Origin of the sequence: Zunongwangia sp. HGR-M22, assembly GCF_027594425.1 — a bacterium.
GTDB lineage: Bacteria > Bacteroidota > Bacteroidia > Flavobacteriales > Flavobacteriaceae > Zunongwangia.
On record NZ_CP115159.1, the window covers coordinates 2299319 to 2320477 of the forward strand.

Below are 21159 nucleotides of genomic sequence, written 5' to 3' on the forward strand. Positions count from 1 at the left end.
GCGACAGAACCAACTCCCTGTAGTGCTTAGCAAAGCTGAAGTACGTACCTTGCTCAAAGCACCCAAATATCTCAAACACCGATTGATCCTGGGGATGCTGTATGGGTGTGGACTAAGGAGCTATGAACTCTGTGCCCTACGGCTCTGCGATGTAGACTTTGACCGACAGACTGTTTTTGTAAAAAAGCAGAAGGGCAAAGTAGACCGTTATGTGCCACTTAGCAAGCACTTGGCACGTGGACTTAAAAAATACATTGCAACGGAATCTCCAAAAACCTTCCTCTTCAACAGCCAGGTAACCGATGATGGCGCCCCCCGGCCCATAACCCCCACCGCAATACAATGGGTCATCAAAGAGAACCGAAGTAAAGTAAATACCCACAAGACTATTACCGCCCATTGCCTGCGTCACACTTACGCCACGCACTTGCTGGAGGCAGGACTCAATATTATGAGCCTGAAAGAACTTTTAGGACATGCCTTTATCGAGACAACGCTGGTATATTTACACGTTGCCAACACTGGGAGTTCACGCAAGTTTAGCCCCCTGGATACCCTTTTTCAATAATGCGCAGTCACCTTAAGGTGGCCGATGTGCTGGAGATGGAGCAGGATTATATCTCCTCACGGGCATTTACGAGCTGGCACAGGCGTACCCTTCATGCCATCCGTAAATGCCGCACCCCTGCTATGGGCGGACATATCGATAAGTGCGATTGCTGTGATAAACTCCACATCAGTTACAACAGTTGCAGGAACCGGCATTGCCCTACCTGTCAAGGCCATAAACGCGAACATTGGATACAGGCACGGGAAAGTGAACTGCTCAATGTTCCTTATTTTCATGTAGTCTTCACACTCCCTTCGGAACTGAATGCGTTTGCTTTATCCCATCCCAAAATAATTTATGGGAGCTTGTTCAAAGCGGCCTGGTCCACCCTTAGACAGTTCGGGGAGAACCCCAAGCACCTGGGCGGGCAAATGGGCATGATAGCCATACTGCACACCTGGGGCCAAAACCTGAGCCTGCACCCGCACTTGCATTGTATTGTTCCTGGAGGTGCGGTAAAGAGGTCAGGCAAATGGAAACCTGCAAGGAACAAGGGAAAATACCTGTTCAACGTGAAATCCATGGGGAAGGTATTCCGCGCAAAATATAGTGCACTGCTTCGAGAGCAAAAGATAGCCATACCACAGGAAATCTATGATAAGCTCTTTGCTAAAAACTGGGTAGTCTATGCAAAGCAGCAATTCCACACCCCAAAATATGTAGTAGAATATCTGGGCCGTTACACCCATAAGATCGCAATAAGCAATCACCGGATAAAACAAATAAACAACTCCCAAAGGAGGGTAACCTTCCAGATTAAGGACTACAGGAAAGCGGGCCAAAAAGGACAACTAATACTGGATACCCGTGAGTTCGTGCGCCGATTTGCACTGCACGTACTGCCCAAAGGTTTTACAAGGATAAGGCATTACGGCATCCTAAGCAGCAGTTGGAAAAAGCATAAACTACCGGCCCTACAAAATATCCTTGCAGGGGTGCCAGTAAAACCTGTCGAAAAAAAGCCTCCATTGCTCTTGGGCAAATGTCCAAGTTGCAAAAAGGGAAAACTAGTCACCGCTCTAACTTTCGATAAGCGTGGACCGCCAGATAAATGGAGAAAACTACTTTTATCCATTAATAGCTTTTAAAAACTGGCCTGCACCATGCGGGGCGGGAGAGTTATGTCCTAAAGCCAAGGATTTATTCAAAAAGGGACCGGAAAAGGAGGCTAATCGATACGTAACTAGATTTAAGTAACTAGAAAAATGTTGGAGCCTAAAAAACTCAACAAAAATTGTGGCTCATCTGCCCCAATAAAATTCCAGAATAATACAGGGTAAAAAGGTATTCCCCATAAAGGAGGAAACGGATCCGTCAACAAGATATTCAGCCCTGGCCTATCGGCGGGCCGAATACTTAGTTATTGGGCATAGTTTTTTATAATTATTTTGCAATAAATAAAATTTTGGAATTCAATTTACTCAACCACTTTTTGGTTAATTTATTTACTTCGTTTTTATCTAAATTTATTTGTCTTTTTAATCTAAAGAAGTAGAAATCTGGGTCATTTTTAAAAATTAAGCTTTCTCCTAAAAGTTCTGATCTACTATTTTGAAACCCAATGTTTTTTTCCATTTTACTAATTTTAAGTATATTCTTTTGTTTAGCTCGAGAAAGTTCTGCATCTGTTACACCATTATTTACTAACTCATCAATTGTAACAGTTAAAAAATGCTCAGTTGAAATACTATCTTTTAAAGATGAAAAAGATGCATACACTCCAAATTGTCCAGTTTCTTTATGAATATTTAATAGTTTTGATGAATTGGCATTTTTGATGATTGAGAAATTCTTTTTTTTATTTTCTAATCTTTCATCTAAGATGTTTGCAAGAAGTCTGAAACTAGCATCCTCTGGCGAACCCCATCCGGGAATTACCCAAACTAAATTTAAATAATTCTCATCTGATTTCGTTTTTACCTTTGCATATTCATTTATATTTTTAGGGAAGGATATTTCTTTATTTTCTTTCCCTGCCGAAGCTGGAATATCATCAAAATAAAATTTTATTAATTCTTCGGTTTCTACTGGGTCGAATTTTCCAACTACAATTAATATTATGTTTTCGGGATAAACATAATCCGAAAACCATTTCCTAAAGTCGTTTATTTCAAATTTTTTGTTGTTCTCTATGGTACCATAACCGCTGTGTCCATAGGGATGGTCCTTTCCATAAGTTGCTTTTTCTAAAGCCATTCCTCCTTCTATACTCCAAAATGGATTTACGGAATTTCTCTTTATTTCCTTGAGGACACGTACTCGTTCTTGTTCAATCTTCTTTTCTTTGATGTCATAAGGTTTAGCTTTTATACGCTCAGCGGTATACTGTAGGGCTAAATCAATTCCCTTTGGTTTTACTTTTAAATTATACCGCGTGTAATCCTTTTTTGTCTGTGCATTACTCCCATTGTAGAAATTTTCATTTAAAAACTTTAATTTTTCTTCATTATTTCTTAAGCCATAAGGTGTAACGTGTTCAAAAAAATGAGCAAGGCCATATTTTTGTGAAGATTCGTCTTTTGAACCTGTTCGTATCCAAAATTCGATAGATACTTCGCTAAATTTGTCGTCAGGTTGTAAAATAACTTCTAACCCGTTTTTTAGTTTTAAATGTTCATATGTTAGTTTTAAAGTATCTACTGCAATTTGTGCAAAACTTGAATTACTTAGCAATAATAGTGAAAGAGCTAGAAAGATTTTTTTCATTTCTTCTGGATTTATTATAAAGACACCTTTCTTTTTTATTTGTTACATCAACTTATGTTTAGATTTTTTTCATTCCTTATTAATCAATTAACTCTGGCTTTCTTATAAATTATGCCCAACGGCAGTCTGTCTCAAAACTACCATATTTGATTTTAAAAATAGTTGAAATTAGGATTGAAAACAAAATTTATACTATGATCAGTATTTTTTGTTTTGTATTGGTTAAAAGCTTTATTCAGTCCTATATAGTCTTCTATATGCTTCTTTAAGCTTAAAAAGAGGTTGAATATTAGTTCGTTAAGGTCGATTTTATTGTTGAACAATCTCCTTAAATTATAGGCCAGTGCGATGAGTCCAAAATCGGCCGAAGCTGCTTTGATGCCCCTTTTGGTCATGATATGATCAAAACCCCATTGGCGCTTCATAGTGCCATAGGGATGCTCGACCAGCGCCTGCCTCTCTTTATAAAGCTCTCCGCTTTGTTCGACCCGCTTGGCGTTGCCTTGGATGTTCTGGGTAAATTGAGTGCGCTGTATAATCTTACCGTTAGCTTTGGCCGTGGTACACTTGCTGCGTACCGGGCATTCCTTACAGGCCTTGGTCTTGTATTGTTTAAACGTATAGTTTCGGGCTTTGTACCAGGAGCCATTGCTGTATAAAGTATTTCCCTGGGGGCAAGTATAGGCGTCATCATCAGTATTATAAATGAAGTTTTCAGCATTGTATTTAGGATCTGGCGCCTGACTTTTACGTCCAATGGCCGGAATGGCCACCAGGGTATCGATACCCAGACTATCGGCAATATGGAACTCGCTCCCGGTATGATAGCCTTTATCATAGAGTGCAGTAAAGGAATTTGATCGTAAAATGGACTTGGCCCTTCTGAGCATGAAGCCCATTGCTTTTTTATCATTCTGATTGGTGAGTTTATAATCGATCAGTAACTTATGTTTGGCATCTACGGTCGTTTGCGCGGTGTAGCAGACCTCGGTAACGGTTCCCCTTACAATTTGATGTCTGCTATCAGGATCAGAGGTCGATCGTTGTGGGTTTTCAGAAGAAGCATCCTTGTCTAATTGTTTTTGTATAGCCCGGTATTTGGTCTGTTGCTGTTTGCGCCCTTTAATTTGCTCTTTAATTTCTTCGGTTTTTTTCTGATCGCCATCAGCCTTGGCCAGTTCTTGGTTATGCTCTTCGAGCTTTCTATCGATGTACTCTAAGTGCCGCTGTATTTTCTTTTTGTTGTAGTTATTTTTTTTGCTGTTTTGCGCCCTTAGCTTGGTAGAATCCCCGGCAATAAGTGTTCCCCCGATCAGGTTGAAGTTACGGGCGATAGCCACGCTTTGCCGGAACACCTTTCGGATGGCTTTTGGGTTTTCTTTTCTAAACCGGGCAATGGTATTGTGATCGGGTTTTAAGTTTTTAATCAGCCAGATCACTTCAATGTTACGATAAGCCTCTTTCTCCAATCTTCGGGACGATCGCATCTGGTTCATATAGCCATAGATAAAGAGTTTGAGCAGATCTGCGGGGTCATAAGGCGGCCTCCCTTGAGTTCCTATAGTTTGAAAGCCCATCTGTGATAAATCGATCAAGTTGACGAATTGATCAATAAGCCGTACGCTGTTATCCTCTGGGATCATATCATCCAAACAGGTCGAATAAAGGCTGAGCTGTTCGCGGTCTTGTCCTTGTTGGTATTCCATATCCTAAAAATACAAAATTCTTAGGTTTTGAGACAGTCTGACGGTTTCGAGTATGGACAGTTGCGGGCTTGTTAGCCAGGTTGTGTCCGCTTAAAATAAATATAGCTAAAAAACATCTAATATCGATTAAGTATTTAGCCGCAATTGACCATACGCGTTGTTAGCAAATGTTATTTTCCAATTAAATCATTACATTTTCCTATTACCTTCATTGCTTGTTTATATCCTAAATCAGCAGCTTTTTCAATTAGTTCACATCCTTTTTCAAATTCTTTTAAATTGATTGTACATACACCTTTATTAAAAATTGCAGCTGAATAATTTTCATCAATATTTATAGCTTTGTTGTAATATGCGATTGCTTTTTTATATTCTCTGTTATCAAAGTATATATTTCCTATATTATAAAATGGCTCAGGTTTCTCAGGGAATTGTTTAGCTATGTTTTCAAGATTGTTTATTTTTTCTTTTAAATCTCGTTTATCAGTCTTATTGCAATATTGATCATATACTAATTTTGCCTCTTTATGTCCTAAATCAGCAGCTTTTTTAGCATCCTCACAACCATTTGAAATTTTTAGAGTTGCATTTAATTTTCCTCTAAGGAAGTATGCTTTTGCATCCTTTTCATTTAACTCAATTATTTTATTTAGTTCATTGATAGCTTTTTTATAATTTTTATTAGCAATCAGACTTTCTGTATTTTTCCAAATTTCATCAACAGTTCGTTTTTCTTGTGCTTTTAAAGCGTTGAAAAATAAAAGGGCAATAAAAATTATAGTAATTTTCTTCATGGGTATTAATATTTGCTAACGGTATTGTATATGGCTCGTAGCGTGCAAATTAGCGATTATTTTTCGGTTAAGCACGAGCCGAATTTTTTAATTTTCTTATTACCTTTTCTTTTCAATAAGCCAAATTAAAAAATTTGGCGGACTTGCAAATATGCCCTAACTTCGATTAAGTAACTGCCCAGCTATGAGCTATATACGTTGTTGTAAGCAGTACTTTCACGCTCTTTCCATATTAAATTTTGTATCCGAAACTTTTGTTTTATATAGATTAATATTTCGTTTTTCGCAAAAATCCGTTATCAGTTTTTCGTCTTGTTCATTTATGTTAACGCCCATAATAATTTCTCTTATTAAACTATGTGGCACCTTGAAGAGATATATATCCATTGGTTCTTTTCTTATAATATCATCGTGTAGATTTAATGAAGCAATTACACGTATTTCGTCTTCATAATACCAATCCAATGATTTGGTAATAAATGGCTCAATTCCTAATTCATCTCTTTTAGCTAAAGTCATTGGAATTTTCGCTCGTTCTTTGGAATAGATTACGTCCTTTTTAGTTCTTGATTTCGTTCCGTCATCATTTATATAGTCATCAAAATATTTATTTGTTGGGTCAAATCCCACACAAAAACCTTTGTGAGAATTAGAATAATGAGACCACATTAAAGTATTGTTCCATTTTTTGGTTAGCGATAAAATTCCAATATCTCTATTGACATTTGATTGCGCATCGCTCAAACTCGTATCACGTATATTTTCTTTAGATTGCTGTTTGAGTTGTTTTTTGAGATTATCAACAATCGCCTGAAATTTTGAGATGTCAATATTTTCATTTTGAGAAATTAGCATTTTAGAAACTTCGTCAATAGCAAGCTCATATTCCTTATATGAAGGTTTTTGTGGTAAACATTCAAATGGGTCATTCAAATCTAATGGTTGTGTGAAACGTAATTTTTCATTTTCAAGATAGTCAGTTCTATCGTTATGAACGATATTTGTAATAAAGGTCCATTTTTTTGGTATTGCTTACAACTCGTTATATCCATATAAAAATAATCATTTATAGTACTTATTTTCCGGATATCAACACTTTAAATATATCTAAATATTTTAAGACATTAATACGGTTTACCGTAAAACCAAAAATTACTTATCAATCAAAAACTTTATTTCTTCCGGTGCGATTTCGTTATCCTTATACTGAAAAATCTCAATTTGATTAAATTTAGCAGAATCTTTTGGGATTAAGATTAATTTCTCGGTATCAGGAAGTCCACGGGTATTGCAGCGGTACCAGATACAGATGCCAGAGTTCTTATAATCCCGCTCTCCTTGTGCTAAGATATTTAAAGTCTGGATATCTATTTTCTCATTATCATAAGAGGTAATTACGATCTGCTTTTCTTTAATCTCGATATCGCGTTCAATAAATTCTACCTGTACAACTTTTTTTATATGAGCGGTAGTCTTGCTATGATACTTTTGCCCGTTGGTATTTGAAATAAAACATCCAAAAAATAGAATAAGGTAGAAAGGCTTCATTACTTTTACTTTTAATAGATTTTTGATTATGAAGGTTTTGACACTTTACCAATATAAACTATTATCAGATCATGAGCAATACGATTTATTATTTACCCAGGGGGATTTCTTGGATATGGTTATAGAGGGGAATTCTCGTTTTGCCGTTTACGCGCTTTTCAAGTTTTTTGTAGAAGTAGAATATAATAATAAGGAAAATAAAATCATTAGCCTTAAAAGTTTTGTGACAGGTGAAATTATGGATAAGTATACTAGACTGAAACTTTGATTTAATTTATTATTACTTCATTTTTATAGAAATTAATTGGTTTGAATACAAAAATTATTTCATTTTCATCCATTCACTTTGATTAAGCAATTCTCTAATGTCAACTTTTAAAAATTTGGCAATATCATTAAGTGTGTTGAGAGTCGGTTGCTGTTTGTTATTGACCCACCGAGAAACAGTCTCTTTCTTTACTTTTAAATTAATAACAAGATCATTATTCTTCATTCCTTTTTCATCAAGGACCTCTGCTATACGGTTAAGTTTATTATTAGACATGATTTTATTTAAATAATGTTGATTTTTAAAATCAACTTTTATATATTTGTGTATGAAATGATTTTTAGTAAATCATATCAGTCTGAGTTTGATCTAGCATTTAGTAATAAACGAGTCTCCAACTTCTCAATTGGTACCTGGGAAGGAGGCGGTATGGTCAGCTCATTTCCTACGGATATTATATCTTTGTAATATAATAGCGTAGGGGTGAGCCTTACTGAAGTCCGCTTCCAGGTACCACCTAAAGCAAAAGCTTTAGGTCTGCACTAGAGTCTTGACTCTTGTGAGAAGAGTGGATTGATGTAAGGTTTTGCCCCTTACTCTTTTTGGGAACTCGTTCATATAAGCATGAAGGTTATGAGAACGACCATTCGTCATTTAACAAATTACAACCATTCTAAATTTCTAATGGGAGCTATCTCATTAAACCAGATTGCACAACCTAAATCTTACAACATATTTCAAAAAACATTAAATGCGCGCCAGAATAATTTGGGCGTAGCCGGTAGCAAAAAGCCCTGCCTTTTGCCCGGTGTTACCGGCCTGGCGCCTGTGCAAACCACATAGGCATAGCACAGGGATAACCATTGTATTCTTTAGTACTCGCAATGCTAAAAATACAGGGTTTTCCTAAGTTGTGCAAATCTAAAATTTGCTGATACAGGCAAGCTGGGCCGGTTTTTAAAAAATGAGTTGGAAAGTTTAAAAGTTAAAAGTAGAAAGTGAGAGGTGATAATCAAGAACTAGTAATCAGTTCAAACCTTGAATCTTGAATATTAAATTTTGAATTATTTGGAGTTGTAAACCCTTAACTATAAACTATTAATGTAACCTTTAAAACACATATCTATAAGAGCGAAAACAAAACCACACAATTTGAATTAGTACCGTATTTACGGGCTTTAAACTAAATAAGCCTTCCGGCTCGAGTAGGATCAGCAATGGAAGGCTTATGGCTTGTTAACTTATTAAAGACAAACAAAACCACAGCGAAATTATGAAAAATAATTACAAGTGCTGCAATCTTGCAGTGCTCATATCCCTATTATCCCTTTTTTTTCTGGTAAGGACAGGCAAAGTCTATAGCCAAAACACCCAAAAACAACAAATCATCTCGGGAACCATTAGCGATAAAGAGGGCTTACCCCTACCCGGCGTTAATGTGATCGTAAAAGGAACCTCAACCGGCACGATGACCAATTTGGATGGGAAGTACAGTATTCGGGCGTCCATTGGTGATACTCTACTCTACTCCTATATGGGTTACCAAACAGTAGAAAAAGAACTTACTCCTTATCTTACGGGAGACGTACGAATGCAACCTGCTAACGATGCCTTATCTGAGGTCGTTATTAACGCCGGCTATTATAATACCACCGAGCGAGAACGCACGGGAAATATCGCAAGGGTATCAGGTGACGATTTAAAACGTCAAACTGTTATTAGTCCTATAGAGGCTCTTCAGGGAAGAATGGCGGGAGTAGAAATTACGCAAAGAGGGGGAGCCCCGGGTGGTGCCCCGATAATAAGAATAAGGGGCCAAAATAGTTTAAGAGACACACAAGATGATAATGGTAATCTACCGCTATACATTATTGATGGGGTTCCTATCAATTCTTCGCCTGTGTTTAGTTATTCTTCAAGTATATCTACTAATGGTATAGACCCTTTAAACACCATTGGTCTTTCTAATATCGAAAGTATTGAGATTTTAAAAGATGCCGATGCTACGGCTATCTATGGTTCCAGGGGTGCTAATGGCGTCGTTTTGATTACAACTAAAAAAGGTTATATCGGTAAAACGAGGCTTAATACAAGATTTTATACCGGTATCGGTACGGCATCTGGTAAAATGGATTTATTGAACACCACAGAATATTTAGACATCCGAAGGAGCGCTTTCTTAAATGATAATGTAGAACCTACAAACTCCAACGCTTATGATCTATTAATTTGGGATAAAAATAGGGATACAGATTGGCAAGAGGAATTTTTTGGTGGACAAGCTGAAATTCAAAGCGCCCAGGTTACCCTTAGTGGCGGAGAAAAAAATACCTCTTTTAGATTCGGTAGCAACTTTTATAGAGAAGGTACTATATACCCGGGAGATTTAAGCTTTTGGAAACTCTCTAATTCCTTACAGGTTAACCATAACTCAGATAACAATAAGTTTAACATTAACCTTTCAATAAACTATGGCGTAGATACCAACAACCTGCTCCATTCCCTTGGCCAATCACTGGCCTCTGCCGCCATAAACCTTCCCCCTAATGCGCCCGCCATATATAACGATGATGGATCCTTAAACTGGGAGGATTGGAGCATTGCAAATAGGGATAATCCCCTTGCAGGGCTCAATAATAGCAGTACAATTAAATCCCGTAATTTAATTTCAAACCTAAGTTTATCCTATAAACTATTCGATGGATTAGAGGTAAAAACAAGTGCGGGCTATACCAATTATACTAGTGATGAGCTTTTAAAAATGCCGCTTCGTGCTTACAATCCCGATAGTTGGGAATCCCTGGCAGCTCGATCCATTAATTCTATAATCGATCGAAATTCATGGATTATCGAACCACAGTTAACGTACCATAAGACCATAAAAAAACATGAAGTAAACATACTTATAGGAACCACATTTCAGCAAAATAAAGATTCGAGAATTAGCCTAAGCGGATATGGATATAGTGCCGAATCCCAAATTGGGAATTTAATGAATGCTCAAGATGTTACAGTAAACAATGATCGTACGGCTGAGTATAGATATAGCGCAGTGTTTGCAAGAATGGGATATAATTGGGACAAAAAGCTGTTTTTAAACCTTACCGGTCGCCGGGACGGCTCTTCCAGATTTGGTAAAAATAATCGGTTTGCAAACTTTGGAGCCATTGGTGCTGCATGGATTTTTTCAGAAGAAAAATTTTTAGACAACCTAAGCTTTTTAAGTTTTGGGAAACTCAGGGCCAGTTACGGGACCACAGGAAATGATCAAATAGGAGATTACGGATATCTTGATGCTTACGAAGCTACGCAGGCTCCCGGAGGATTGCTACCCTCCCAGCTTACCAATCCCAACTATTCGTGGGAAGAAAACAGAAAAACTGAAGTGGCAATCAATGTTGGGTTTATTAAAAATAAGTTGAATTTTGAATTAAGCTGGTACAAAAACAGCTCTTCTAACCAGCTTGTCGGTTTTCCTTTGCCTAGCACAACCGGTTTTAATTCCATTTTATCAAATCTTCCCGCAACAGTAGAAAATTACGGCTGGGAGCTGGTAACGGATACAAAAAATATTAGTACCGATACCTTCAAATGGCAAACAAGTTTTAACATCAGTATTCCTAAAAATAAACTGGTGGCGTTTCCAGATATCGAACAAACGTCATACGCCAATATCTATAGGATAGGACATCCGTTAAACGTTAGTTTGCTCTATCGTTATATAGGAATTAATAGTGAAACAGGCTTATACGAGGTAGAGGACATTAATGAAGACGGAAGCTTCGATTATGCCGACAGGCTTTCAATAAGAGACAATAGCCGAGCGTTTTACGGTGGTTTGGGGAATACACTTATCTATAAAAACGTCACAATGCAATTCCTGTGGGAATTTGTAAAACAAAACGGTCGAAAAGCCCTATTTCAAACCGGTAATATTGGGAATATTATTAATCAAATCGATGAAGTCACAAAGATTGATAATCTTCAAAAACCTTCTCAATTATCTGCGGCAGGACGGGCAAATACGTTAGCTGCCAACAGCGATTTTTCGACGACCGACACTTCATTTTTAAGACTAAAAACAATTTCTATCATCTATAACCTGCCCCAGACGCTTACGCAAAAGCTCGGGATAGATAAGGGTAGTTTGTTTTTAAACGGACAAAACCTTGTAACCTTTACTTCATATAAAGGATTAGATCCACAGGTATCTGGAACCTATATTCCTGTTCTTAGAACCTTTACAGCAGGAATAGAATTCAATTTTTAAAGAACATTATAATGAAACGAATATTTTATATAAAAATCATCATCCTTGCCATACTAAGTACATTTCTATATGCTTGTGAAAGTTTTGTAGAAATAGACGTTCCTGATGATAAAATGGTCACAACAACTGTATTTTCGTCTACTAAGACCGCTCAAAGCGCTATGCAGGGTATTTATTATCAACTATTTAATGCTGATTTTTCTGGAGGAACTATAAATAGCATATCCGTTTTAAGCGGACTTTCAGCAGATGTATTAGAACCTATAAACCGTAATAATACCACACTGGATCAGTTTACAGAAAATGAGCTTTTTAATGATAATCCCGGTATATTAGGGATTTGGTCCAGCAGTTATAATACCATCTATTTAGCCAACAACCTTCTTGAAGGACTACAAAATTCAGATGCTATTCCCGAAAATGTAAGCCTTCGTTTAGAAGGTCAAGCACTGTTCATTCGCGCTTTTTGCCATTTTTACTTGGTTAATCTATTTGGAGATGTCCCTTTGGTCCTAACCACAGATTATCAAGAGAACGCATTAATTCCTCGCGAATCATCAGAGAATATTTATCATCAAATTGTGTTAGATCTTGAACGGTCCCGAGAAATTTTAGAAGAAGATTATTTTGATAACGAAAAATATACAATCAATAAATTTGCAGCCACTTCCCTGCTGGCAAGAGTGCAATTATATCTGGAAAACTGGAATGAGGCTGAGCGGTTAAGTACTGAAGTCATTAACAGCTCCCAATATGAGTTAACGATGCTCAATGAAACCTTTCTTGCCAATTCCGATGAAGCGATATGGCAAATTTCTCCAGCCGGCCGGGGAAATATACTAACCTCAACTTCAGAGGGGTACACCTTTATCGGCACTTCTACAACCAGGATCAAACTAAACGAGAATTTTGTTTCAGACTTTAAAGATCATGATTTGCGTCTTTTAAATTGGATCGGTGAGTTTTCGAATTCCTCTAATAAATACAGCTATGTATATAAATATAAAGATCGTTCCAGCATAAATAATATCACAGAATATGCGATGGTACTTCGCCTGGCGGAACAATTTTTAATTCGTGCAGAAGCGCGTGCTCAAATGGGAAATATATCGGGAGCTCTGGAAGATCTTAATACGATAAGGCAGCGTGCTGGATTAACGAATATTGAAGAAAGCGACATTAATGCTTCACACACTCTAGTGGACTTTATTCTGGAAGAGCGAAAAAAAGAACTGTTTGCGGAATGGGGCCACCGCTGGTTGGATCTTAATCGCCTAAATAAAACTAATGAGGTGCTAAACGAAAAAGAACACTGGGATACAACGGATGGACTATATCCTATACCTAGCGTTGAAAGAAGTAAAAACCCAAATCTGACTCAAAACCCTGGATATTAAATTTCTCACTATGCATCTAAACGTATATAAATACTTTTATTTTCTAAGTCTCTTGATGGCTTTAGGGACAAATGCTCAAACTACAAATGAAGTCAGCTTCCAGAACGATTCACTGAATACGAACTTTATGTATGAAAAATTACAAAACGGCTTTTCTTTTTACGTAAAACCTCTTGAAAAGCATAGCAAAAAAATACATTTAAAGTTATTCATCAAAGGTGGAGGTTCTCAGGAAAAACCTAAGGAGCGACAATTAACTCATGCTGTAGAACATTTAGTCACCAAGGGAAGCACTCATTTCCCAAAAGGAATGAAAGATTATGAGAAATTAGAAGGGAAGGGCATTAAAATTAGTCACATAAGTCCCGGAGCAAATCATACCGAATACAACTTGATCGTGCCCGCAAATAACAGGGAAGCTATTTATACAGCATTACTATTTTATCGGGATATACTCTTTGAAGCTTATTTTAGAAAAAAAGATATAGCATCGGAAAAAGAGGTTCTCAAACAAGAACACATTATCAGAAGCAATGATTATAACAAAGAAGACTCGTTGAATTTTGAACTGCGTTCTAGAATAACACCTTGCATTTCGAACAACGGCAATCTTATGTCCATATATCAAAACCTGAACAGGAGGAAACTTAAAGCATTTTATAGAAAATGGTATAGGCCCGATTTAGCAGTAATTATAGCCAGTGGAGATGTGCGTAGCGATTCCGAATTTATTAAGAAAACAATAAAAGAACTTTATTCGAAACTGAAAAATCCGGGGAAGAAACCAAAAATTCTTAATTGTGATTCCATTTACCTGAATCAACCCGAAAAATTCATAGTTCTGGATAATAGTGTGACACAAAACAGAAACAACGAATCATGGGTACAGATAAAATTATATTACCGAATTAAGAATACGCTGGAAAATTCGAATACATTTCAAAACACTAAAGAAAAAATGCTGTGGAATAGTATTACCCAGGTCTTGAATAGGCGTTTTAAAGAAGCTTCTAACTCTTATACAGCAAAGAAATACAACCTCTTTTCTAGACATACCATGCGAGGTAAACCGGCCTTTGAATTAAACCTAAATGCGCAATCAGGACAAGAATTCGTTGCTTTAACAGAGGTGATTCATCAATTAAAACAATTAAAAGAATATGGTATACTTGAAAATGAGTGGCAATTGGCAAAGAAAAATCTGCTCGAAGAAATGAATAGAGAAGATCGTTCCAAATCATTTTACTGGCAAAATCAAGTTGTGGCTCATGAGACCCAAGGGGATGTGTTAGAGGAAACACAATTATTACGCAAGGAAGAATGGTTATACCATTGCAAACTTAAAGAAGCCAACAGTCACATTAAAAAAATGATTCCTGTTTTACCTGATGACATAGGTATTTTGGCTATGAAAACGAGTAAAGCTTTTACGTTAACTCGAGAAAATTTAATACAAGAGATAGCAAATATCTGGGATAAACCTGTTGCTCCCTATAAACAACCAGAAATACCCAGCCATTTAATAAATCCAGATACCATAGCAAATTTTAATACAGGAAATTACACGTTATTAAAGACCGAGAAAACCGGAGAAAAGATCTATAAATTATCAAACGGAGCTCATATCATTCTTAAAAACTATACGCCTTCCAACGGCTATGATAAAGAAAGAATTATAATCCATGGTTTTAGAAACAAAGGGGCATCATCTTATTCGCCTAAAGACTATTTTTCGGCTGTAAATGCCCCAAAAATAGTGAAACATTCAGGTGTAGGGGTATTCGATAAATTTACATTGGATAGCTTTTTAAAAAATACAAGCTTTTGGCAGGGAGTTCACCCCTACATTGATTTCAATGAATCAGGGATAAAAGGAAGCGTCAAACTAAGTGAGTTGGAAACCTTCCTTCAATTACTATATCTTACTCTCAATGATATAAGAAAGGATTATAGCGCATTCACCAATTGGAAAAAAATACAAAAAAAGTTCTATCAAAATCCTCCTACAAGCCGATTTTATTCAGATCTAAACGATGGCATCATAGATTTTTTTGGTCATCAAATAGATCACTATTCAGGATATCGCGCACTCGAAGGAATCGACAGTACGAGTTTTCACAAATCTTATGAGATATATAAAAATCTATTTAGGGATCCCTCTGCATTTACATTTATAGTGACTGGCAGTTTTAATGAAAAACAAATCATTGGATTACTAAATAATTATATAGGTAAGATCCCTAAAAACGAATCCGAATTCTCGGAAAAACAACATATGGAATTTAATTTTCCAAAAGGACCTGTCTATAAAGAGCTGAACACTCCCCTTCCCTACGCGAATGCAAAATACGCCGCATGGTTCATTAACCCCATAAAAAGCAGTAAAGCGGTGTGGAAAGAAGAAATCTTATTGCAAATTCTTGGACAGTTAACCAATCAAAAAATAAGTCAGCTTCGATATAAAGAAAAATTCGCCGTATATTCTAGTGGTGCAAACGGTAAGTATGAACCGCAATCCGGTATGCTAAAAGTCAATGTTTATATTGATTGTAAGCCCTCAGAACTTGAAATTATTAGAAAAAAATGCCAGGTATATTATCAACAACTAAAAGAGGGTGATTTTTCTGAGCAATATCTTAGGGACGCTAAAAAAAAGGTACTATCACTTCATAGTAAAAATCACAACCATGAAAATAAAAACATGAATGAATTATTATATCTTAAATATAGATATGACCAAGTATATCCAGAATTTGAAAGAGTTTCTGCTTTTATAGAGGATCTTAGTAAAAAAGATCTTATAAATACAGCCGGAATCTATTTTCAGGATAACAATACTTATGAGTTTGTGTTACGAGAAAACAATGACCTGTAAATAGGATAAAAATAAGAATACCGGCGTTTGCCGGTATTCTTTTTCTAATAGATGAATTGATTAGTCTATTAAAATGGCCTCGCCGCTTCCTGGACGTTCTGTTTCTAAATCTGAATCATAGACTTGATATTCTTGTCCGTTTTCAGAAAACTTCACTAAACAAGCATTTTCTTCTTGTGTATCACAACTAACGCTTACTTGTTCCCAGGTATTATTCCTAAACACGTAACCGGTAGATTGTTCTGCAACAAAATTACTTGATGCAAAGGACATTCCTATGGCACAGATAAATGCCATTAACGGTAATATTAACTTTTTACTTTTCATAATATAAAGTTTTAAAATTCATTAAAATGCCTACTTTTTTTTTCAGGTGTTCGGCCTCCATTCCTGTCTTCATCGCGATAAAATCTTTATTTCTTATGATTATTTTCAAGGTATAATCCGCCAGAGGCCAATACTAGACTTATACTATTCAGTAGCAAATGTTGCTTCCAGCTGAGAAGGCTTATGATACCTCCACACGTACAGGGTTGATGCGGACTTACAAATACAATCCATAACGTATAAGCAGTGAATAGGGCCAGTAGTATAATACTACTTAATAATCCAATTTTTCGAAAGTCCTCAAATATAATGGTAGCGGCAATACCTATTTCAGCCAAAGGAATGAACCAGGAAAATACTTCGCCATTTTGTTTCGAAAGAAATAAGGGAGCATTCCTTAAGGTCGTAAAAAGCGCATTGGTATCTAACAGTTTTGAAAAACCGGTATATGCAAATAATAGAATTAAATATAGAGCAATAGTAACTCTAAAAAAGTTTCTTATTGATCCATTGAATTGCCAATGATATTGATTAGGTATTCCTGTCATTTCTCTCAAAGATTTTTAAATTCTATGAGTTAAAGTTCCCTATAATATGTCTAAAACATTTGCCTGAAACCATTTTCAATTTGAACGAAGGACTATAATTTTTATAATTCTCTAATTTTACTTGGTGGGATACCAAAGTGTTTCTTGAAAGATCTGGAAAAATGGGCTAAACTAATAAAACCACATTCTTCTGAAATTTCACTTATGGATAATGAAGTATCCCTGATAAGAAAATAGGCTTTCTCTAAACGTTTACGAAGATGATATTCGTTGATAGATTCATCGTAGGTTCTCCTAAACATTAAGGTCATTTTACTTACGCTGGTTCCCACCTCCCTGGCAATCACAGACAATTTTGGTAGGGGACGATCCAATCTTTTAGTGATATAGGCATGGAGTTTTCTAACCAAATCCCGTTGATCCTTTAAAAGAAGACTACGGTATTCACTTGGATATTTAATTTGTCCCTCCTTATGGTCTTTCAACTCATTTTTGAGACGCTCATTACAATATACCGCCTTAAAAACAGAAAGACAATACCCAGATTGTTCTTCTGAAATTAGAGGGTGAAGATAGCCATACCCTAACCATGAATACCCGCAATGATGCTTCAACTCAATTTTAATTGGAATTCTGTATTGCCCTACGTCACTCATAAATTTATCCAACTGCTCATTTAATCCAATACGGTCCCCCAGTATAAACTTCAACGGTTGTTCCAAAAGATGTTCATTTTTATACATCAGTATTTTTCCAACATTTTCAGAAAAAGATGTAATATGTAAGTTTTTATCGAGATTAATAACCATATTTTCAATGACTTCTTTACTTTTTTCATGATTAATCTGATGCACTACAGTATTTATTTCTTCAACCATAATATTAAGGGATATCGCAATTTGTTCGAGTTCATCTTTCTGATTTCGAAGAGGCAAAATATAGGTATAGTTCCCAAGCGTGATTTCTGTAATAAAATTAAGAATCTCCTTTACCCTTGCCTTAAAAGTCGGGATATTCATAATCTGGGGTTTTATTAAGTTATTTAAATCGCTTCAAAAAGCTTAAAGCTTCCGCAGTCGTAGTAAAAGCCCTGGTGGGGACTGTAGGCTTACTAATTTTCATAAAGGCTGCTACCATAGTTCCGGAATACGCTTCTTCCATAACAAATGCAATGGCTAATGCTTTCAGGCAGCCGGTTACGGCCATATACTCCCGTGCTGCTTTGCTCGAGAATTTCAGTTGTCTTATATCACATAAAATTGGATATGTTTCTCCTTGCTGAAGCCGCAATCTCGCTTTCACCACAGCCTTTGCTTCATTTAAATCCAGAATGATATTGGGTTTATATATGAAATTTAGAATACCCTCCTCAATCCAGAAGTGTGCATAATCTTCACCTTTAAACATTTGTATCCCTATTTCCTCTACAAAAATAATAAAAAATTGATAACCTTAATTTAACATTGAGAATCAAGAAATGATAACATTCCATATAAAACCTTGGCAAATAACCCCATTTGACTTTAAATTTTATGATTTGCCTACAAGACCATATAAATGTTTTGACTGGAAAATAAAGCTGTTGTTTTTTTAGCTTAATAGGAATTTAAAAGATGACGTATGGCTAAAATTAAACATAACAACATACTGAATACCATAATCTCGGTGATGACCAGCGCCAAAGAATCTGGAGCGCTTCACCTTTATGCGGAGGGTAATTATAGCAATGGGAGAAAACTTCAAATTGATGGCAAAGAACTTTTTAACTTTGGTACGACGGGTTACCTGGGACTTGAACAGGATGCGCGTTTAAAGCAAGGAGCGATTAATGCAATACAAGCCTATGGAACAGAATTTCCAATGTCGAAGTCCTATGTTTCCCATCCTTTATATCGCGAACTGGAATCCTTAATGTCAAAAATTTATAATAATCATTATGTAGTCATTACAAAGAATAGTACGCTCGGGCACTTGGGGGTTATTCCATCGGTTGTAGATGATGGTGATGGGATCATTTTAGATCATCAGGTACATTGGAGCGTTCAAAGTGCCGTACAACCGCTCAAATTGCGATCCGTTCCTATTGAAATGATTCGCCATAATCATCTTAATATGCTTGAAGAAAAAATAAGGCAATTACAATCCAGGTGCAATAAAATATGGTACATGGCTGATGGGATGTACTCTATGTTCGGTGATTATGCCCCTATAAATGACCTTATTGCTCTTTCAAAGCAGTATAAACAACTTTATTTATACTTTGATGATGTTCACGGAATGAGCTGGAAAGGTACTAACGGTAGTGGGTATATAATGAGTATTTTAAACGAATTACCCGAAAAAGTTATTCTCATTTCAACATTAAGCAAAACTTTTGGCGCTAGTGGTGCGGTAATGATTTGTAATGATCAGAAGGTACAAGAAAGAATTAAAAATTTTGGGGGACCACTCACTTTTTCGATTCAATTAGATCCAGCAGCCGTTGGCGCCGCTATCGCCTCCGCGAAAATTCATCTCAGTCCGGAAATCTATCAATTGCAGCAAGAACTTTCAGATCGTATTGCCTATATGGATCAATGTATTAAAACAACCGCTCTCCCTTTAATTACCGATAATGACTCCCCAATATTCTATATAGGCACCGGCATGCCAGAAACTGGCTTCAACCTCATTAACAGGTTAATAGCAAAAGGGTTTTACACGAACCTTGGTATTTTTCCAGCTGTGCCTATTAAAAATACCGGATTACGCATTAGCATATCCCGGCATAACCTAAAAGAGGATATTGAGAATTTTGTAGCAGTCTTAAACGATGAATATCCAAAAGCTCTAAATGATACACGTACTACTTTAGACCGTGTATATTCGGCGTTTGGTCGCTCTTTACAGCAGTCTGAAAAATTTAATAAATCCGCTACCACACTTAGGGTGGTCACCTATAATACCATAAAAGAAATTCCAATGGATTTTTGGAATAAACGCGTTGGACATAATAGTTTTTATGATTGGGACGGTTTAAAGAATTTAGAAGAAATTTTTACACGAGAAAAAACGCCGGAGCATCAACTTCAATTTTTTTATTGCAACGTTCTTGATCAAAATGAGAAATGTATCCTTTCTACCTTTTTTACATATGGCTTATGGAAAGAAGATATGATTGCTCCAAAATCAGTTTCCGACCGAATAGAAAAGAAAAGGGAATCAAATCCATATTTTCGTACTAGCTATTGTCTTTGCATGGGATCTATGGTTACTGAAGGCAAACATCTATTTCTTGAAAAAGAGCATAAAGAATGGAAACAAGCTTTCGATTTGTTGCTGGAGTATGTAGAAACCCTAGAAAAAAAATTAAATCCAGCTTATATCATCCTGCGTGATTTTGAAAAGGAAGAGACCAAAATTAAACAATACCTGCATAAAAAAGGATTCATTGAGGTCACCATGCCAGAAGCTGCAATATATGATTCTTTTGGATGGAAAGATAAAAAGGAATACATGCAAAGTTTAAGTAAACGATCCCGTCAACATTTTAGAAAAGATATCCTTGCTTATGAAGCAGATCTGATCATAGACCATAAGAAATCTGTTAGTGCAGAGGAGTTGCTTCATTGTTTTAAATTATACCAGTATGTAAAAAAACAAAATCTGGGCCTAAATACCTTTAGCTATCCCTTTAATTTATTTACTCATATGAATGAATCTCCACAATGGGAATTTATATTGACTTACTTAAATGATGAGAATCGAATTTTAGCAGGAGTCATGTTTTGCTATAAAAATAAAACCGGTATTTACACCCCTGCCATTATCGGTATGGATTACGAATATGCATATAAATACAACATCTATCGCCAGTTATTGTTTCAAACCATACAAAGAGCTAATGTCCTAAATTATAAACGTATCGATTTTGGACTGACAGCAGGTTTTGAAAAAAGAAAGCTCGGAGCGAAAATCATTGAAAAATGTGCATATATACAAGCCAAAGACAATTTTCCAATGGAATCCATGGAATGGTTAAGGACAAATCAATAGCATATACCTTTTATAAACTTTAAAATTTATTTGATCAAGCTTATACTATTCAAATTTGAAACTAGCCCAGCAACG

The 21159-nt window shown here is 36.2% G+C and carries 18 protein-coding genes; 8 read left to right on the forward strand and 10 right to left on the reverse strand.

Annotation, left to right across the window (positions count from 1 at the left end):
* Positions 1 to 22: 22 nt before the first annotated feature.
* A complete protein-coding gene (locus tag PBT91_RS10030; RefSeq protein WP_270061448.1) occupies positions 23 to 568 on the forward strand; it encodes a tyrosine-type recombinase/integrase in 546 nt (181 codons plus the stop codon).
* Positions 568 to 1698 (forward strand): IS91 family transposase, encoded by a 1131-nt coding sequence (locus PBT91_RS10035; RefSeq protein ID WP_443089620.1) that lies wholly within the window; start codon positions 568 to 570, stop codon positions 1696 to 1698. Before PBT91_RS10030 ends, PBT91_RS10035 begins: the two co-directional genes overlap by 1 nt.
* A 295-nt stretch (positions 1699 to 1993) precedes the next feature.
* On the opposite strand, the gene PBT91_RS10040 is transcribed toward PBT91_RS10035, so the two are convergent.
* The 5 genes from PBT91_RS10040 to PBT91_RS10060 form a co-directional block, all read right to left on the reverse strand.
* Complete coding sequence (locus PBT91_RS10040; RefSeq protein WP_270058336.1) at positions 1994 to 3316, reverse strand: M16 family metallopeptidase; 1323 nt, start codon at positions 3314 to 3316, stop codon at positions 1994 to 1996.
* Between the two features lie 152 nt (positions 3317 to 3468).
* Positions 3469 to 5022, reverse strand: coding sequence for an IS1182 family transposase (locus PBT91_RS10045; RefSeq protein ID WP_270058225.1), 1554 nt, complete (start codon positions 5020 to 5022; stop codon positions 3469 to 3471).
* Positions 5023 to 5192: 170 nt separating this feature from the next.
* The gene (locus PBT91_RS10050) at positions 5193 to 5816 is read right to left on the reverse strand and encodes a tetratricopeptide repeat protein (protein WP_270058337.1); all 624 of its coding nucleotides are present in this window, start codon (positions 5814 to 5816) and stop codon (positions 5193 to 5195) included.
* A 216-nt stretch (positions 5817 to 6032) separates the two neighbouring features.
* Entirely contained in the window at positions 6033 to 6749 is a 717-nt protein-coding gene (locus PBT91_RS10055; protein ID WP_270058338.1) for a DUF2971 domain-containing protein, read from the reverse strand.
* Positions 6750 to 6968: 219 nt separating this feature from the next.
* Positions 6969 to 7364: a hypothetical protein gene (locus tag PBT91_RS10060; RefSeq protein ID WP_270058339.1), complete on the reverse strand. Its 396-nt coding sequence runs from the start codon at positions 7362 to 7364 to the stop codon at positions 6969 to 6971.
* Positions 7365 to 7392: 28 nt separating this feature from the next.
* On the opposite strand from PBT91_RS10060, the gene PBT91_RS10065 reads away from it, so the two are divergent.
* Positions 7393 to 7632, forward strand: coding sequence for a hypothetical protein (locus PBT91_RS10065; RefSeq protein ID WP_270058340.1), 240 nt, complete (start codon positions 7393 to 7395; stop codon positions 7630 to 7632).
* A 54-nt stretch (positions 7633 to 7686) separates the two neighbouring features.
* Here the strand turns inward: PBT91_RS10065 and PBT91_RS10070 are convergent, their stop codons facing one another.
* Positions 7687 to 7908, reverse strand: a complete 222-nt coding sequence (locus PBT91_RS10070) for a helix-turn-helix domain-containing protein (protein ID WP_270058341.1) — start codon at positions 7906 to 7908, stop codon at positions 7687 to 7689.
* 357 nt (positions 7909 to 8265) lie between these two features.
* On the opposite strand from PBT91_RS10070, the gene PBT91_RS10075 reads away from it, so the two are divergent.
* From PBT91_RS10075 to PBT91_RS10090, 4 genes are all read left to right on the forward strand, one after another.
* Positions 8266 to 8475 (forward strand): hypothetical protein, encoded by a 210-nt coding sequence (locus tag PBT91_RS10075; RefSeq protein WP_270058342.1) that lies wholly within the window; start codon positions 8266 to 8268, stop codon positions 8473 to 8475.
* A gap of 430 nt (positions 8476 to 8905) precedes the next feature.
* A complete protein-coding gene (locus PBT91_RS10080) occupies positions 8906 to 11902 on the forward strand; it encodes a SusC/RagA family TonB-linked outer membrane protein (RefSeq protein ID WP_270058343.1) in 2997 nt (998 codons plus the stop codon).
* 11 nt (positions 11903 to 11913) lie between these two features.
* Positions 11914 to 13299, forward strand: coding sequence for a RagB/SusD family nutrient uptake outer membrane protein (locus PBT91_RS10085; protein WP_270058344.1), 1386 nt, complete (start codon positions 11914 to 11916; stop codon positions 13297 to 13299).
* A gap of 10 nt (positions 13300 to 13309) precedes the next feature.
* A complete protein-coding gene (locus tag PBT91_RS10090; RefSeq protein WP_270058345.1) occupies positions 13310 to 16174 on the forward strand; it encodes a M16 family metallopeptidase in 2865 nt (954 codons plus the stop codon).
* A gap of 60 nt (positions 16175 to 16234) precedes the next feature.
* Here PBT91_RS10090 and PBT91_RS10095 read toward each other — a convergent pair whose 3' ends face one another.
* From PBT91_RS10095 to PBT91_RS10110, 4 genes are all read right to left on the reverse strand, one after another.
* A complete protein-coding gene (locus PBT91_RS10095; RefSeq protein WP_270058346.1) occupies positions 16235 to 16501 on the reverse strand; it encodes a DUF6520 family protein in 267 nt (88 codons plus the stop codon).
* Positions 16502 to 16587: 86 nt separating this feature from the next.
* On the reverse strand, positions 16588 to 17049 hold the full coding sequence (locus PBT91_RS10100) for a MauE/DoxX family redox-associated membrane protein (protein WP_270058347.1): 462 nt from the start codon (positions 17047 to 17049) through the stop codon (positions 16588 to 16590).
* 101 nt (positions 17050 to 17150) lie between these two features.
* Positions 17151 to 18068 carry a helix-turn-helix domain-containing protein gene (locus PBT91_RS10105; RefSeq protein WP_270058348.1) on the reverse strand — a complete coding sequence of 306 codons (918 nt, stop codon included), beginning with the start codon at positions 18066 to 18068 and terminating at the stop codon, positions 17151 to 17153.
* 19 nt (positions 18069 to 18087) lie between these two features.
* Complete coding sequence (locus PBT91_RS10110) at positions 18088 to 18456, reverse strand: DUF7793 family protein (RefSeq protein ID WP_270058349.1); 369 nt, start codon at positions 18454 to 18456, stop codon at positions 18088 to 18090.
* Positions 18457 to 18669: 213 nt separating this feature from the next.
* On the opposite strand from PBT91_RS10110, the gene PBT91_RS10115 reads away from it, so the two are divergent.
* Complete coding sequence (locus PBT91_RS10115) at positions 18670 to 21084, forward strand: aminotransferase class I/II-fold pyridoxal phosphate-dependent enzyme (protein WP_270058350.1); 2415 nt, start codon at positions 18670 to 18672, stop codon at positions 21082 to 21084.
* Positions 21085 to 21159 lie beyond the last annotated feature (75 nt).